Source organism: Ventosimonas gracilis, from assembly GCF_001580025.1.
GTDB lineage: Bacteria > Pseudomonadota > Gammaproteobacteria > Pseudomonadales > Pseudomonadaceae > Ventosimonas > Ventosimonas gracilis.
Window position 1 is genome coordinate 55,207 of record NZ_LSZO01000166.1, and the last position, 14,886, is coordinate 70,092.

Consider the following 14,886-nt stretch of genomic DNA (forward strand, 5'->3'; position numbering starts at 1 on the left):
GCCCGCTTGTGGGAAAGGGGGCGAGGGAATGAAAATACGCTGCCTTATCAAGTGACAAGCAAGCAGCGGCATTATCTCTTGTTATATAGTGCCGCCTCTTATTATCTTTGCTTGAATAATCCGCATGCCCGAATTTAAAGCCTTCTTGGTTGAAGTCACGGACAAAATCGCCCGTGTGGTGATTAACCGCGCACAAAAACGCAATGCCATGAACCAAGACTTTTGGCGCGAACTGCCGGAAGTTTTTGCTTTTATCAACGACTGCAAAGCGATCCGTGTGGTCATCTTAAGCGGGCAAGGTGAGCATTTTTCCGCCGGGATGGATTTATCCCTACTCATGCAAATGGCCAGCGAATTTGGCCAGGATGCCTTGCAAAACGCCGAGCAGTTGCGGCAGAAAATTATTGACCTGCAAAGCGCCGTAGCCGCCATCGATCACTGCAAAAAGCCCGTATTGGCGGTGATTTCGGGTTATTGCTTGGGCGCGGCGCTCGATTTGGTCTGTGCTTGCGACATGCGCTACGCAAGCGACGAAGCGCAATTTGCCATCCGCGAAATTGACTTGGCACTGGTGGCCGACCTTGGCAGCCTGCAACGCCTGCCGCGCTTGATTGGCGATGGTATGACCCGTGAGCTTGCCTATAGCGGCAGGCTGTTCGGCGCAGATGAAGCGCAGCAGATCGGCTTACTTCAGCGCACCTGGGAGAGTCCCGCCGCCCTGCAAGCAGGCGTACTGGAAATCGCGAGGCAGATTGCGCAAAAATCCCCGCTCGCCATTCGCGCCAGCAAACAAGTGTTAAACCATGCACGGGAACACCGCATTGCCAGCGGCCTTGACCATGTCGCAACGCTCAATGCGGGTCTTTTGCAAGGCAAAGACCCGGCGCTTGCAGTACGCGCTTTGATGAGCAAACAAACGGCCACTTTTGCCGATTGAAACCAATCAATCTATGGATTAACCGGAAGAAGGATTTAACTATGACAGTAGCAGCAAACTCTCTGGGGTTAGTGCAAAGTGAGCTGTTCGTCGCATTGGAAACCATAGAAACCGCTTTGGGGCAATTTATCGCCGAAAAAAATCCAGAGCTGCTCGAACAAGTCCGCGAAAACCTGCAGCAAGTGCGCGGCACCTTGCGCTTGATTGAATTCTCCAGCGCGGATTTTTTACTGCAAGAAATCGACCGGCTGCTAACAACCTGCGTGCAATCTCCAGACAACCGCCTGCCCGCATTGCTTTCGTCCCTGCATGCGCTGCGCCGCCATCTGGAATGCAACGAGGGTGCCTGCCGGCAATACAGCGAGTTTTTATTGCCGGTGATTAACGCCCTGCGCAAAGCGCACGACGAGAACCCGTTGCCGGAGAGCTTTTTCTTTCGCTGCAAACTGGCCGCGCCGCGCCCGCAAGTCGCCCCCGCGCTGCTGGATAACCAAAGCCGCAACCTGATGGCCAGAAGACTGCGGCAAATGTACCAAGTCGGCCTGCTCGGCATTTTGCGCGAACAAAACGCGCAGGCCAGCATCAAACTGATGGCTCGCGCCTTTGAACGCCTCGACAAACTGTTTGCCGCCAGCCGTGGCGATAAGTTGTTCTGGGTCGGTGCCGCCGTGCTGGAATCACTCGAAAATGGCGGCCTGCTGCTGCGCAAAGAACGGCGCAAGCTGTTTTCCCAGCTCGACCGTGAACTGCGGCAAAGGCTGCAAAACCCTGAGCACGAAAGCCCCAAGGAACTGTACAAAGAACTGCTCTATCTGCTTGCGCTCTCAACCAGCGAGAGCCCGCGCACGCGCGAGCTACGCAGCAGTTTTGAACTGCCCGTGCTGCCCTTTACCGACCATGACCTTAGAGAACACCGCCAGCTTCTTTTGCGCCCCGACCGCTCGGTCATGCAATCGCTCACCCAAGCCGTGCGCGAAGAACTCATCAGCATCCAGGAAATCGTCGATTTAATCGGCCGCGGCAGTCACGGCGAAGAAAGTCTTACCAGCTTAAAAATACAGCTTGGCCTGTTGGCCAATACGCTGGCGATGATTGACCTGCCGGCCGCCAGCACCTCGCTGAAACAACAGATACCGCGCGTCGAACAGTGGACGAGAAGCGCTCAAGTGCCGACTGCGGAACTGGGCAAACTCGCCGATACCCTGCTGCTTACCGAAAACTTGCTGAGTCGTTTGGAACGCGGCGAGACGCAGCTTGCCAAAGAAGACGCCGTTGACGAACAATTCCAAGCCTTTATTCGTCAGCAACTGGCTGAAGCGCGCATTGCCGCCATTGATGAAGCGCGCATTGGCTTGGTACAAGCACGCAAAGCACTGATGAACTGGATTGAGGCAGACGGCGACAAAATACATCTCGCCGAAGTGCCAGAGGGTCTTGCCACCGTCTGCGGCGGTCTGTGGTTTTTAGGGCAAACACGTACGCTGCAACTGGTACAGGGCTGTCGCGACTACATCAAGGAGCACATCTTAAGCGCCGAGAAAATGCCCGCCGAGCAGCATTTGGAAGTCCTCGCCGATGCGCTCACCAGCCTTGAATACTACCTGGAAAGCGGCAGCGCCCTACAGCAAAACGGCAGCCAGTCCGAAGCGCTGCTGCTCGCCACACAGAGCTTAAACAGCCTGGGCGTTGCTGTTGCGGCTTAAGCAATGCCCATCTGGCGCAGCGCCCCGCCGTTCGCAGCTGAAGCGAACGGCTATCTGCTGCGCAGCGAACAAGGCTTTTTGGCTGCGCCGCACGGATTACTGTTTGCGCCGCATAGCCTTGACCCAAGCCTTGGCATTCTCGGCAAACACCACTTAGGCTTTTTCGACGAAAAACCGGTTGGCCTGCTGCTGATTGACGAGCCGAAGAAACTGCCCTGCGGGCAATGGCAGAGCCTGCGCACGCTGATGCAACAAAGTGACAGCGCCACCTTCCAGATGCTCAGCTTTGCCGAACAAGTCGCTCATTGGCATTTTGCACATCAGTTTTGCGGACGCTGCGGCGCAAAAAACAAGCAGGTTCCCGGCGAGCGCTGCATGCGCTGCCCGGCTTGCGGGCTTGACAGCTACGCGCGGATTTCGCCTTCGATGATCGTGCTGGTGACCAGGGGCGATAAAATCCTGCTCGCCCGCTCGCCACGCTTTGTCCCCGGGGTTTACAGCACACTGGCCGGTTTTGCCGAACCTGCAGAAACCATCGAGCAATGCGTGGTGCGCGAGGTGCGTGAAGAAGTGGCGCTGGAAATTACTAATCTGCGCTACTTGGGCAGTCAAAGCTGGCCGTTCCCACATTCGCTGATGCTGGGCTTTCACGCCGAGTATTTAAGTGGCGAGATTTGCATCCAGGCCGATGAAATCGAAGATGCAAAGTGGTTCTCGCTCGATAAACTGCCCAAACTGCCCATGCCGCAATCCATTGCGCGGCAACTGATTGAGCGTTATCTGCGCGAATATCAGCCCAAATAACGACTGATATTGGAAAGTAGCGGATTAGCCTTGGGATTTTTTCGGTACAACAACGCCGTTTTGCCCATAGTCTGCACCGCCTGCGCACGCCCGGCCTGGCACAGCGCATCGAGCAACGCTTGGCGCGCCTCGCGGCCTTCCAAGCGAAGCTGCACTTTAATCAGTTCGTGGTCGCTTAAAGCACGTTCGAGCTCCGCTAAAACCCCTTCATTCGGCGAATTGTCCACCACCGTCAAAACCGGCCGCAGATGATGGCCAATAGCCCTGTATTGTTTCTTTTGCGCGGTGGATAACGGCATGATGCGGTCTGCTTTAAGAGAAGGCGGGCATTTTACCTGCCACCCTTGACCAGTGCCACCCTCTCCCCTCACCCGCTGGCGCAGGGTTGTTTGCCATAGGGCAAAATTGACAGTCTGCGCTCAAGCCTTTATCTTGCAGCGCACAAAAGGCGAGCACTTACACGGCTAAAGCAAGCCAGCATAGCCAAGGCAATCCTGGCGGTAACAAGGATGCCCATTACCAGCGACTTCACGGCAAGCCCTGCTTCAACACCCCCTTATTGAAGGAAAGCCCGAGATGACTGAAAAAAAGGCGCAACTGATTATTGAAGATACCACCCCCGTTGAACTGCCCATACTCAGCGGCAGTTTGGGGCCGGATGTGATTGATGTACGTGAGTTGGGCGCAACCAATCACTTCACCTTTGACCCGGGGTTTATGTCCACCGCCGCTTGCGAGTCAAAAATCACTTATATCGATGGCGACAAGGGCATTTTGTTGCACCGCGGCTATCCGATTGAGCAACTGGCGCAGCATTCGGACTATCTGGAAGTCTGCTATTTGCTGCTTAACGGCGAGTTGCCCAGCGCGCGGGAAAAAGCCCAGTTTGTCGACATCATCAAAAATCACACCATGGTGCACGAGCAGCTTAAATCCTTCTTTAACGGCTTTCGCCGTGATGCGCACCCGATGGCGGTGATGTGCGGGGTGGTCGGCGCACTGTCGGCCTTCTATCACGATTCGCTGGACATCACTAAACCGCGCCACCGCGAAGTTTCCGCCATGCGCTTGATTGCCAAAATGCCGACCATTGCCGCGATGGCCTACAAGTATTCATTGGGCGAGCCGATGATGTATCCGCGCAACAATCTAAGTTACGCGGAAAACTTTCTGCATATGATGTTTGGCTCGCCGTGCGAGCCGGATAAACCCATCAATCCGGTATTGGCACGGGCGATAGACCGGATTTTTATCCTGCACGCCGACCACGAGCAAAACGCCTCCACCTCTACCGTGCGTCTGGCCGGCTCCAGCGGCGCCAACCCGTTTGCCTGCATTGCCGCCGGTATCGCCGCGCTCTGGGGGCCTGCGCACGGCGGCGCGAATGAGGCGGTGCTGAACATGCTCGAAGAAATCGGCAGCGTGGAGCATATCGAGCGCTTTATTGCCAAGGCCAAAGACCCGAACGACCCGTTCCGCCTGATGGGCTTTGGTCATCGCGTCTACAAAAGCTTCGACCCACGCGCGCAAGTGATGAAGCGCACCTGTGATGCCGTTTTGACCGAACTCGGCATTGACGACCCGCAGCTTGAACTGGCGGTGCGTCTGGAAGAAATCGCCCTCGCCGACCCCTACTTTAAAGAGCGCAACCTCTACCCGAATGTGGATTTTTATTCCGGCATTATTCTTAAGGCGATTGGTATTCCAACCAGCATGTTCACGGTAATTTTTGCCCTCGCGCGTACCGTTGGCTGGATTTCGCACTGGCAGGAAATGCTATCCGCGCCTTACAAAATCGGCCGTCCGCGGCAACTTTATACCGGCAGTGCCTTGCGCGATTTTGTCCCGCTGGAGCGACGTAACGGCATGGCGGAATAGTCTGCTGCAACGCGCCAAGGAAGGCTACAATTCCCTCCCCGTAGCCTTCTGAGTAGTTTGAATGTTGCAGCCCTACGCCATTGCACCGTCTATCCTCGCCGCCGACTTTGCCCGCTTAGGCGAGGAGGTCTCCCGCGTACTTGAAGCCGGGGCGGACATCATCCATCTGGATGTCATGGACAACCACTACGTACCCAATCTCACCATCGGCCCTATGGTCTGCACCGCGCTGCGCCGCTTTGGCATTAGCGCACCGCTCGATGTACATCTGATGGTGACGCCGGTGGAGCGGCTGATTGACGATTTTCTGGCCGCGGGCGCGAACTACATCAGCTTTCACCCCGATGCCTGCGTTCACCTGGATCGTTGTTTGCAGCAGATTAAAGAAGGCGGCGCGAAAGCAGGTCTTGTGTTTAATCCGGCAAGTTCCCTGGATGCACTTGATTACGTGCTGGATAAAGTCGATTTGATTTTGCTGATGAGTGTTAACCCCGGCTTTGGCGGGCAGCGCTTTATTCCATCGGCCTTGGACAAACTGCGCCAAGCGCGCCGCTTGATTGATGAATCCGGCCTGCCCATCCGCCTGCAAATCGACGGCGGCGTTAAGCAAGACAATATCCGCCAAATCGCCAGGGCCGGTGCTGATACCTTTGTCGCCGGAACGGCCATTTTTGGACAAAAAGACTACCGTGCGGCCATCGACGGCCTGCGCCGCGAACTGGAGGCAAGGGACTGATGACACTTTCTCACTTGTTTACAGATTGCACCTGTAGCCTGCCGAAACTGGTGATGTTTGATCTGGACGGCACACTGGTCGATTCGGTACCGGATCTGGCCGCCGCGCTCAATCAAATGCTCAGTGAGTTAGGGCGAGAGCCCGTCGCGCTTGCCGACGTGCGCACTTGGGTCGGCAATGGCGCAAGAGTGCTGGTTCGCCGCGCACTGGCAGGCAGCATGGAGCACAGCGCCATCAGTGAAGAGCAAACCGAACCCGCGCTCGCCCGTTTTATGGCTGCTTACGCAAACGCGCAGCATTACAGCCAGCTCTACCCGGGCGCATTACCCACGCTGAAATGGCTGCATAAGCAACAAATAGAAATGGCGCTGGTCAGTAACAAGCCGGAACAATTTATCGCCCCGCTGCTCGACCACTTGAAAATTGGCCGCTATTTCCGTTGGATTATCGGCGGTGACACGCTCGCGCAGTGCAAACCCGATCCGGCCGCTTTGCTCTTTGTGCTGCAAATGGCCGGAGTAACAGCAGATGAGGCACTGTTTATTGGCGACTCCTGCAACGATGTCCGCGCCGCGCATGCCGCACAGGTGCGCTGCGTGGCGCTATCCTATGGCTACAACCACGGCCGCCCGATTGCCGAGGAAAATCCGGCGCTGGTGATCGATGATTTACGCGAGCTACTGCCGGACTATTCAGAAAACGTTTTTAGCCTCGCACTGGATAACCCGTCCGCGACGGTACTGCCTTGGTTAAAGCGCCTTAATCCTTTTCAGCAACACGCATCCCCATGACTTTTGAACAATTTACCCGTCTGGCTGAAGCCGGTTACAACCGTATTCCGCTGTCACGGCAAACCTTGGCCGACCTCGACACGCCGCTTTCCATCTATCTAAAACTGGCAGGCCAATACAGCTATCTGCTTGAATCGGTACAGGGCGGGGAAAAATGGGGGCGCTATTCAATCATTGGCCTGCCCTGTCGCACACGCTTGACGGTACGCGGCCAGCAGGTGCAAGTCTATGAAGACGACAAGCTTCTCGAAAACCTGCATGCCGATGACCCACTGGTTTTTATCGAACAATTTAAAGCGCGTTACCGCGTGCCGGACATTGCGGGGCTGCCGCGCTTTAACGGCGGACTGGTCGGCTACTTTGGCTACGACAGCCTGCGCTACACGGAAAAAACCCTAAATCCCTGCCCCAACCCCGACCCGTTAGGCACGCCGGATATTTTGCTTTTGGTCTCAGAAGCCGTAGTGGTGTTTGACAATCTATCCGGCACGCTGCACAGCATCGTGTTGGTTGACCCGGCGCAACCGAACGCCTTTGCCGAAGGGCAAAAAAGGCTCGATGCCTTGCAGCAACAACTGAGCCAGCCGCTGGTGGCGCGCACAGCCATTGACCCATCGCAGCCAAACACAAAAACACCCGAGTTTCGTGCAAGTTTTGCCCGCGAGGATTACGAACAAGCGGTTCGCCGCATCAAAGAATACATTTTGGCCGGTGACTGCATGCAAGTCGTGCCTTCGCAGCGTATGTCGATTGCCTTTAACCATGCGCCGATTGATTTATACCGCGCCCTGCGCTGCATTAACCCCACGCCTTATCTGTATTTTCTCGATCTGGGCGCGTTTCAAATTGTGGGCAGCTCGCCAGAAGTGTTGGTGCGGGTGGAAAACGGCGAAGTCACCGTGCGCCCGATAGCCGGAACCCGCCCGCGCGGCAAGACGCCGGATGAAGATTTGGCATTGGAACGCGAGCTTTTGGCCGATGACAAAGAACTGGCCGAACATCTGATGCTGATTGACCTCGGCCGTAACGATGTCGGGCGCATTGCCGAAACCGGCAGCGTTCATTTGACCGAAAAAATGGTCATCGAGCGCTATTCCAACGTGATGCACATTGTCTCCAACGTCAGCGGACGGCTTAAAGCCGAACTGTCGGCGCTGGATGCGCTAAAAGCGATTTTGCCCGCCGGTACGCTATCCGGTGCGCCCAAGCTGCGCGCCATGCAAATCATTGACGAGCTGGAACCGGTCAAGCGTGGCATTTACGGCGGCGCGGTCGGTTATTTTGCCTGGAACGGCAATCTCGACACCGCCATTGCCATCCGCACCGCGATTATCAAAGACGGCGAGTTGCATATCCAGGGCGGCGGCGGCATTGTCGCCGACTCGGTACCCGCCACCGAATGGGAAGAGACCATCAACAAACGCCGCGCCATGTTCCGCGCCATTGCCTTAGCTTGTGAATTTGCTGATGGATAACCTCTCTCGCCTTCGCCCGCCGCACTCCGATGCACAAACCGCCGCGCTGAAGCTGCCGCCGCACTCGATTGAAGCCGAACAATCGGTAATTGGCGGGCTGATGCTCGATAACAGCGCCTTTGAGCGCGTTTTAGATGCGGTTAGCGACGGCGACTTTTACCGCCATGACCACCGCCTGATTTTCCGTGCCATCAGCCATTTGGCCGAACGCAACCAGCCGTTTGACGTGATCACGCTGGGCGAACAACTGGAGCGCGAAGGCCATCTGGAACAAGTCGGCGGCATGGCCTATCTGGGCGAACTGGCAAGCAATATCCCATCGGTTGCCAATATTCGCGCCTACGCGCAAATCATCCGCGAACGCGCGACCTTGCGCCAACTGATAGGCATAAGCCAGGAAATCGCCGACAACGCCTACCAGCCGCAAGGGCGCAGCAGTGAAGAGGTCTTGGAAGAAGCCGAACGACTGATTTTCCAAATCGCCGAAGACCGCCCCAAAGCGGGCGGGCCGCTGCCCATTAATGAGATTTTGCGGCGAGCACTCGACCGTATCGACAGCCTGTACGAAGCAGGCGATGCGATTACTGGTCTATCCACCGGCTTTACCGATTTGGACAACCAAACCAGCGGCCTGCAAGCGGCGGACTTGATTGTGGTCGCCGGTCGCCCATCGATGGGTAAAACCACCTTCGCCATGAATATGGTGGAAAACGCCCTGCTGCGCACCGAAAAGAGCGTTTTGGTGTTCTCGCTGGAAATGCCCGCCGACGCGCTCGCCATCCGTATGTTTGCTTCGCTTGGGCGCATCGACCAAACCCGCGTACGCAGCGGCCGTCTGGACGATGACGATTGGCCACGCTTGACCAGCGCGGTGAACCTGCTTAAAGACCGCAAACTGTTTATTGACGATACCGCCGGAATCAGCCCCAGCACCATGCGCGCCCGCGCCCGCCGCTTGGTACGCGAGCACGGCGAAATTGCGCTGATTATGGTGGACTACCTGCAACTGATGCAGATTCCAGGTTACGGCGGCGATAACCGCGTCAATGAGATTTCCGAAATTTCCCGCTCGCTCAAAGCGCTCGCCAAGGAATTTAGCTGCCCGGTGATTGCCCTATCGCAGCTTAACCGCGCACTGGAACAACGCCCCAACAAACGCCCGCAAAACTCCGACCTGCGCGAATCCGGTGCCATCGAGCAGGACGCCGATATTGTGATGTTTGTCTACCGTGATGAGGTCTATCACCCGGACAGTGAAGACAAAGGCGTTGCCGAAATCATTATCGGCAAACAGCGCAACGGCCCCATCGGCACCGTGCGTCTGGCTTTTTTTGGCAAATATTCGCGCTTCGAAAACCTCGCCGCCGGCGGCTACGCCATCAACTAGCTTGCGACTTTCTCGCCCTCTACCCGCTAATACTGGCGCGCTACCGAAAACCGCGCCAAATCAGCAAGCGCCTCACGGCAATCATTAGCCGGTAACGCATCAAGGCAGTCCAGCGCCTTGGCCGCATGTTGCTCGGCAAGCTGCTGCGTGTAATTGAGCGCTCCGCAGTCCTTAACCGCCTGGCAAATCGCCGCAAGCTCCCCGCCGCCCTGCACTATCGCTTGTCGCACCAAATCCGCCTGCTGCGCGCTGCCCTCGCGGATACAGTAAATCAAAGGCAGCGTGGGTTTGCCCTCGGCTAAATCATCCCCCAGGTTTTTCCCCATCTTGCTGCTATCGCCTTGATAATCCAGTACATCATCAATCAGTTGAAAGGCAATCCCCAGATGGTCGCCAAATTGGCGCAGCGCCTCGCAGCGCGAAGGTGGCGCGCCTGAAAGTGCCGCCGCGCTGTGGCTTGCCGCTGAAAACAGCATGGCGGTTTTGCTGCGGATAACGTCGAGATAAACCGCCTCGCTGGTATCGGCATCGTGCACGCGCGATAGTTGCAGCACCTCGCCTTCAGCAATGACTCGCGTGGCATGGGAAATAATGCGCATCACTTGCATTGAATCCAGCTCAACCATCATCTCAAACGCCCGCGCGTAGAGAAAATCGCCCACCAGCACCGAAGGCGCATTGCCCCACTGCGCATTGGCGGTGGCAAGGCCTCGGCGCAAGGTCGATTTATCGACTACATCGTCGTGCAGCAGGGTGGAGGTATGCAAAAACTCAATGGTCGCCGCCAACAGTTGCAAATTATCGTCGCGGTAATCGAGCGCTCGTCCGGCGAGCAGCGTCAATAACGGTCGCAGGCGTTTGCCGCCCGCCGCAATCAGATAGTCGGCGACTTCTTCCACTAAAGGCACACGCGAGCAAAGCTGTTTTTTAATGATGTTGTTGACCGCTGAAAAATCATCTGCAACCACTCGATAAAAGCTCTGCATGGACATTTAAAATTTATTCCCATTGCCTAAACATAAGTTTTAAAATTATACAGCAGTTATTTAATATATTGATTTTAAAACCCTTTTCAAACAGCACCTGTTGGCTAAGCCATTGTCTGCGCTAGCATTGCGCAACATTTAACGGTTCGGAGCTTGCCTTGCTTGAAGTTCGCCATCTGAAAACCCTGCACTGTCTGCACGAAACCGGCTCAGTCGTCGACGCCGCCTTGCGTCTGCATTTAAGTCAGTCGGCGCTGTCCTACCAATTTAAGGAATTGGAAGAACGCTTGGGGCTGGCACTGTTTGTACGTAAAAGCAAACCGCTACGCTTTACCAGCGCAGGTCTTCGCCTGCTGCAACTGGCCGATGAAGTGCTGCCGGCACTGCGCCGTGCCGAACGCGACCTGGCAAGGCTGGCCGGTGGTACGGCGGGCCGCCTGCATATGGCGATTGAGTGTCACAGTTGTTTTCAGTGGCTGATGCCCTGTATCGACCAGTTCCGCGATGCCTGGCCGGAGGTGGAAATTGACCTCGCTTCCGGTTTTTCCTTCGCCCCGCTACCGGCACTGTCGCGCGGCGATTTAGACCTGGTGGTCACCAGCGACCCACTCGATTTACCCGGCATTACCTACGTGCCGCTGTTTAGCTATGAAGCGCTGCTGGCCGTTGCCAACGAGCACCCGCTTGCGCACAAATTGCACATCAACCCGCAGGATCTCGCCACTGAAACCCTGATTACCTACCCGATTGAGCGCGACCGGCTGGATATCTTCACGCGCTTTTTGGAACCCGCTGGCGTGGAACCCCTTGAGGTGCGCACCGCCGAACTGACCCTGATGATGATGCAACTGGTCGCCAGTGGTCGTGGCGTATGCAGCCTGCCCAACTGGGCGCTGCTTGAATACAGTACACGTGGCTATGTCAGCGCGAAAAAACTGGGCAGCAAAGGCTTATTTGCCACACTCTATGCGGCGCTGCGCAGCGATATGCTTGACGCCCCCTTTATGCGCGACTTTTTACTCACCGCCAAAGATGTTTCCGGCGATTTAGTGGGTAAGACACAAAATAGCGAAGCTACACCAGCCACCAAGCCAGCAGACGACTTATCAGGCCAATCCCGATGACGACGCCAAGCACCACCCAAAGCAGCAGCAAGGGCCTAAAAGGCCTGCGCTCCACCTGATGTTGCGGGGCGCTGCTTAAATACTGGTCAACCCGTTGTTGGTCTTCTGGATTAAGGCGACTGGACATAAGGATTTCTCAAGATGAGCGGCTGGAGAAGAGGGAAAATATCATGATTGAGCACAGTCTATTACCCCTGCCAATGCTGATTTTGAGCTTACTCTTTTATCTTTCGATAGTGCTGTACGCCCTCTGCCGAGCACCCTGGCTGGAATTATTCAGCGACAGCCGCCGCCAACATCTACTGCTCGCTACCGTCTTTGCGCTGGGCCTGCTCTGGTTATTGCGCCATGACTTTGTCTCCGGGCTTTCCTACCAACTGATCGGCATGACCGCCGTTACTTTATTGCTCGACTGGCCACTGGCTATCTTGGCCGGCTTTCTTGCCCAACTGGCGCTACTTTGGATAAGCGCACAAAACCCGCTGGCATTAGGCACTAATGGCTTGTTAGTGGTGCTGCTGCCGGTATTGATTGCCAAACTTTGTTCCACGGCCGTCGAATATTTCGCACCGCGCAATCTGTTTATCTATATCTTCTGCTGCGCCTTTTTCCCGGCGGCTTTAACCGTCATTGCTGTTCTGCTCGCCGGTTTTACTTTATTACTCGCAGGTGGACGCTTTACGCTGCCGCCGGAATTTCCCGAACTTGCCGGTTACTTATGGCTGTTAATGTTTCCCGAAGCCTTTATCAACGGCGCACTGATTAGTGCGCTGGTGATATTTGAACCCGATTGGCTGGAAACTTTTAACCGCACCCGCTATCTCGCCGCGCCCTGGAAACAATAAAGCGTTAAATCGATAATTCGGGCGGCTCGCGTCTTAACCCGGCAGTTAAATATAAAAGCCAAAGAAAACCCACCAAAAGCCAGCACAAGCCTAAAATAACCGCTTTTTGATCAAGACTAATCATCAGCCAAATATCGGCCAGCACGCCCGCCAGTGGACAGCATAAAAACCATAGAGTAGCCTGCACACCACGCTTTTTAAGTTTTATCCAATAATAAAAAACCACCGACAAATTAACCATAATAAAGGTTAAAAAAGCGCCAAAATTGATAAAAGACGTTGAAGTGGTGACATCCATAGTCAGCGCCAACAAAGCGATAACGCCACTTAAACCAATACAAAACATCGGCGTGCCAAAACGTGGTGACAGCCAGCCAAAAAAGGCTTTCGGCAATACGCCATCACGCCCCATCGCATAGAGCAGGCGTGAACCACCGGCTTGCGCGGCAATGCCGGAAATAAACTGGCCAAGCACCAGACCAATCAAAAAAATCGAAACAAAAATATCACCGCCGATATTAAGTGCAATCTCATAGGCAGCGGCATCAATATTGTCAAAAACCAAATCCGCCGCAGCCACCTGTACAATATAGGCGGTTACACAAAAAATCAGCCCGCTGATAACCGTTACCCACAAAATCGCCCGCGGGATGGTTTTTTCTGGATTATGGGTTTCTTCACTTAGCGTACTGACCGCATCAAAGCCAATATAGGAATAACAGGCAATCGCCGCACCGCCCATAATCAAAGGCCATTGCATATCACTGCTGAAAAAAGGTTTTAAACTGAACAACGCTTTACTCGGGTCGCCCAATGTATAATGCAAACAGAGTACTAAAAAGGCAAAAAGCACCAAAATCTCAATCAATAACAGCAGCATATTCAGCGTTGCCGCCAGTTTAAGTCCGATAATATTGATGACCGAAGTGATGCCAATAAAAGCCAGCAGCCAAATAAAGCCTGGAATTTGCGGAAAAGCCGAGCTTAAATAAGCACTGCCAATCAGCCAAATCGCCATTGGCAAAAACAGGTAATCCAATAAAATCGCCCAGCCGGTCATAAAGCCCAAGCGCGCATCCATCGTCTTACGGACATAGCTATAGGATGAACCGGAATTAGGTAAGGCTTTTGCCATATGTGCATAACTGAGCGCCGTTAATAACATGGCAGTCATGGCAACCAGATAAGACATCGGTGTATGACCGCCACTGGCATCACTTAAAATGCCAAAAGTGCCCAATACAATAATCGGCGTAATTAACCCCACACCAAACAGAACCAGCGGCCAGAGTGTCAAGGTACGTTTTAGTTGAATGTTCATGCTTGCTCCAAAATTGTTGTTATAACTGCGTTGCTTAAGCTATCTGCAGTGCTTTGTAATCGCCCTGTTCAATCACTTGCCCGGGTAATTGGATACGCTGGTCTCTCCGGTAACCATAAGCCTCGCGTGAAGCCGCCAGTTGCGATAAATCCAGCGAAAGACTGATGCGCGTTTCATTGCGTCCGGCTTCGGCAAGCAGTTTGCCAAACGGGGAGACCGCGGCGGAACCGCCGCAGAAAGCCAACTCTTCATTGCTACCGCAGCGATTAACCATCAGCGCGAAAGCCTGATTTTCCATTGCCCGCGCCATAATGCAGGTGCGGTGAATTGGGCCGTCCGGGTCAAAATTGCCATTGGTGACAAGCAGCATTTGTGCGCCTAATTGCCCCAATGCACGTGCAGTTTCGGGGAACTCAATGTCATAGCAAATCAAAAAACCGACACGGATACCCTTCCACAGCGTCGTCACCAAACGATTGCCTGCTTCGACAATACCCACTTCGCCCGGCCAAAGATGGGTTTTGCGGTAATGCAGTACGATGCCTTGCTCTGGCTCAATCAATACGCTGCTATTAAAAAAGCGCCCGTTATCTTCTTCAGTAAAACCTAACGCAACGGAAATACCTTTAGCCTTAGCAGCATTACAAACTGCCGTTAAACTTGGCCCGTTTAAAGGTTCGGCCAGCCTTGCCACATTGGCTTTGCCTGGAAATCCGCCCAAGCAGGATTCAGGAAGCACCAATAAATCAGTATCGGCTGCGGCCGTTTCAATAACGGCCAAAGTACGCGCCAAACTGCCTTGCAGGTCGCCATCAGTAATGGCGATTTGTGCCAGTTCCACTTTGATTGCGGGAGTCATGCGGATATTACCTTTGTTGGCTTTGTGATTTTGCTATTGT

General features: G+C 54.6%; 15 protein-coding genes. 10 read left to right on the forward strand and 5 right to left on the reverse strand.

Annotation, left to right across the window (positions count from 1 at the left end; translation table 11 throughout):
• Positions 1-124 precede the first annotated feature (124 nt).
• From AXE65_RS08495 to nudC, 3 genes are read left to right on the forward strand one after another with little or no spacing between them, the layout of a single operon-like run.
• Positions 125-937 (forward strand): crotonase/enoyl-CoA hydratase family protein, encoded by an 813-nt coding sequence (locus AXE65_RS08495; protein WP_068390858.1) that lies wholly within the window; start codon positions 125-127, stop codon positions 935-937.
• A gap of 41 nt (positions 938-978) precedes the next feature.
• Positions 979-2,640, forward strand: coding sequence for a FimL-related protein (locus tag AXE65_RS08500; RefSeq protein WP_068390861.1), 1,662 nt, complete (start codon positions 979-981; stop codon positions 2,638-2,640).
• Between the two features lie 3 nt (positions 2,641-2,643).
• Positions 2,644-3,444, forward strand: coding sequence for an NAD(+) diphosphatase (nudC, locus tag AXE65_RS08505; protein ID WP_068390864.1), 801 nt, complete (start codon positions 2,644-2,646; stop codon positions 3,442-3,444).
• On the opposite strand, the gene AXE65_RS08510 is transcribed toward nudC, so the two are convergent.
• Positions 3,432-3,743 carry a YhbY family RNA-binding protein gene (locus tag AXE65_RS08510; RefSeq protein ID WP_068390869.1) on the reverse strand — a complete coding sequence of 104 codons (312 nt, stop codon included), beginning with the start codon at positions 3,741-3,743 and terminating at the stop codon, positions 3,432-3,434. The two genes, nudC and AXE65_RS08510, sit on opposite strands and share 13 nt — an antisense overlap.
• 277 nt (positions 3,744-4,020) lie before the next feature.
• On the opposite strand from AXE65_RS08510, the gene gltA reads away from it, so the two are divergent.
• From gltA to dnaB, 5 genes are all read left to right on the forward strand, one after another.
• Positions 4,021-5,322: a citrate synthase gene (gltA, locus tag AXE65_RS08515; protein ID WP_068390876.1), complete on the forward strand. Its 1,302-nt coding sequence runs from the start codon at positions 4,021-4,023 to the stop codon at positions 5,320-5,322.
• A gap of 64 nt (positions 5,323-5,386) precedes the next feature.
• A complete protein-coding gene (rpe, locus tag AXE65_RS08520; protein WP_068390966.1) occupies positions 5,387-6,058 on the forward strand; it encodes a ribulose-phosphate 3-epimerase in 672 nt (223 codons plus the stop codon).
• Positions 6,058-6,849, forward strand: coding sequence for a phosphoglycolate phosphatase (locus tag AXE65_RS08525; RefSeq protein ID WP_079214109.1), 792 nt, complete (start codon positions 6,058-6,060; stop codon positions 6,847-6,849). Before rpe ends, AXE65_RS08525 begins: the two co-directional genes overlap by 1 nt.
• Entirely contained in the window at positions 6,846-8,324 is a 1,479-nt protein-coding gene (trpE, locus tag AXE65_RS08530; RefSeq protein WP_068390879.1) for an anthranilate synthase component I, read from the forward strand. Before AXE65_RS08525 ends, trpE begins: the two co-directional genes overlap by 4 nt.
• Positions 8,317-9,711, forward strand: coding sequence for a replicative DNA helicase (gene dnaB, locus AXE65_RS08535; RefSeq protein WP_068390881.1), 1,395 nt, complete (start codon positions 8,317-8,319; stop codon positions 9,709-9,711). The genes trpE and dnaB overlap by 8 nt, the downstream gene beginning before the upstream one ends.
• A gap of 26 nt (positions 9,712-9,737) precedes the next feature.
• On the opposite strand, the gene AXE65_RS08540 is transcribed toward dnaB, so the two are convergent.
• Complete coding sequence (locus AXE65_RS08540) at positions 9,738-10,703, reverse strand: polyprenyl synthetase family protein (protein WP_068390883.1); 966 nt, start codon at positions 10,701-10,703, stop codon at positions 9,738-9,740.
• 152 nt (positions 10,704-10,855) lie between these two features.
• Here AXE65_RS08540 and metR point away from each other — a divergent pair, with 152 nt between their 5' ends.
• Positions 10,856-11,821 (forward strand): transcriptional regulator MetR, encoded by a 966-nt coding sequence (metR, locus tag AXE65_RS08545; RefSeq protein WP_068390885.1) that lies wholly within the window; start codon positions 10,856-10,858, stop codon positions 11,819-11,821.
• Here metR and AXE65_RS13355 read toward each other — a convergent pair.
• The gene (locus tag AXE65_RS13355; protein WP_079214110.1) at positions 11,772-11,948 is read right to left on the reverse strand and encodes a DUF3094 family protein; all 177 of its coding nucleotides are present in this window, start codon (positions 11,946-11,948) and stop codon (positions 11,772-11,774) included. The two genes, metR and AXE65_RS13355, sit on opposite strands and share 50 nt — an antisense overlap.
• A gap of 43 nt (positions 11,949-11,991) precedes the next feature.
• On the opposite strand from AXE65_RS13355, the gene AXE65_RS08550 reads away from it, so the two are divergent.
• Positions 11,992-12,666, forward strand: coding sequence for an energy-coupling factor ABC transporter permease (locus AXE65_RS08550; protein ID WP_068390887.1), 675 nt, complete (start codon positions 11,992-11,994; stop codon positions 12,664-12,666).
• Between the two features lie 4 nt (positions 12,667-12,670).
• Here AXE65_RS08550 and AXE65_RS08555 read toward each other — a convergent pair whose 3' ends face one another.
• Together AXE65_RS08555 and AXE65_RS08560 are read right to left on the reverse strand one after the other, a co-directional pair.
• Complete coding sequence (locus tag AXE65_RS08555) at positions 12,671-13,987, reverse strand: APC family permease (protein WP_068390889.1); 1,317 nt, start codon at positions 13,985-13,987, stop codon at positions 12,671-12,673.
• Between the two features lie 34 nt (positions 13,988-14,021).
• Positions 14,022-14,834 carry a carbon-nitrogen hydrolase family protein gene (locus tag AXE65_RS08560; protein ID WP_068390967.1) on the reverse strand — a complete coding sequence of 271 codons (813 nt, stop codon included), beginning with the start codon at positions 14,832-14,834 and terminating at the stop codon, positions 14,022-14,024.
• Between the last annotated feature and the right edge of the window lie 52 nt (positions 14,835-14,886).

Coding starts and splice junctions, on each gene's coding strand:
- AXE65_RS08500 (WP_068390861.1), top strand. CDS start 979: ATGACAGTAGCAGCAAACTCTCTGGGGTTAGTGCAAAGTGAGCTGTTC.
- trpE (WP_068390879.1), top strand. CDS start 6,846: ATGACTTTTGAACAATTTACCCGTCTGGCTGAAGCCGGTTACAACCGT.
- AXE65_RS08550 (WP_068390887.1), top strand. CDS start 11,992: ATGATTGAGCACAGTCTATTACCCCTGCCAATGCTGATTTTGAGCTTA.
- nudC (WP_068390864.1), top strand. CDS start 2,644: ATGCCCATCTGGCGCAGCGCCCCGCCGTTCGCAGCTGAAGCGAACGGC.
- gltA (WP_068390876.1), top strand. CDS start 4,021: ATGACTGAAAAAAAGGCGCAACTGATTATTGAAGATACCACCCCCGTT.
- AXE65_RS08540 (WP_068390883.1), bottom strand. CDS start 10,703: ATGTCCATGCAGAGCTTTTATCGAGTGGTTGCAGATGATTTTTCAGCG.
- dnaB (WP_068390881.1), top strand. CDS start 8,317: ATGGATAACCTCTCTCGCCTTCGCCCGCCGCACTCCGATGCACAAACC.
- AXE65_RS08495 (WP_068390858.1), top strand. CDS start 125: ATGCCCGAATTTAAAGCCTTCTTGGTTGAAGTCACGGACAAAATCGCC.
- AXE65_RS08555 (WP_068390889.1), bottom strand. CDS start 13,987: ATGAACATTCAACTAAAACGTACCTTGACACTCTGGCCGCTGGTTCTG.
- AXE65_RS08525 (WP_079214109.1), top strand. CDS start 6,058: ATGACACTTTCTCACTTGTTTACAGATTGCACCTGTAGCCTGCCGAAA.
- AXE65_RS08510 (WP_068390869.1), bottom strand. CDS start 3,743: ATGCCGTTATCCACCGCGCAAAAGAAACAATACAGGGCTATTGGCCAT.
- AXE65_RS13355 (WP_079214110.1), bottom strand. CDS start 11,948: ATGTCCAGTCGCCTTAATCCAGAAGACCAACAACGGGTTGACCAGTAT.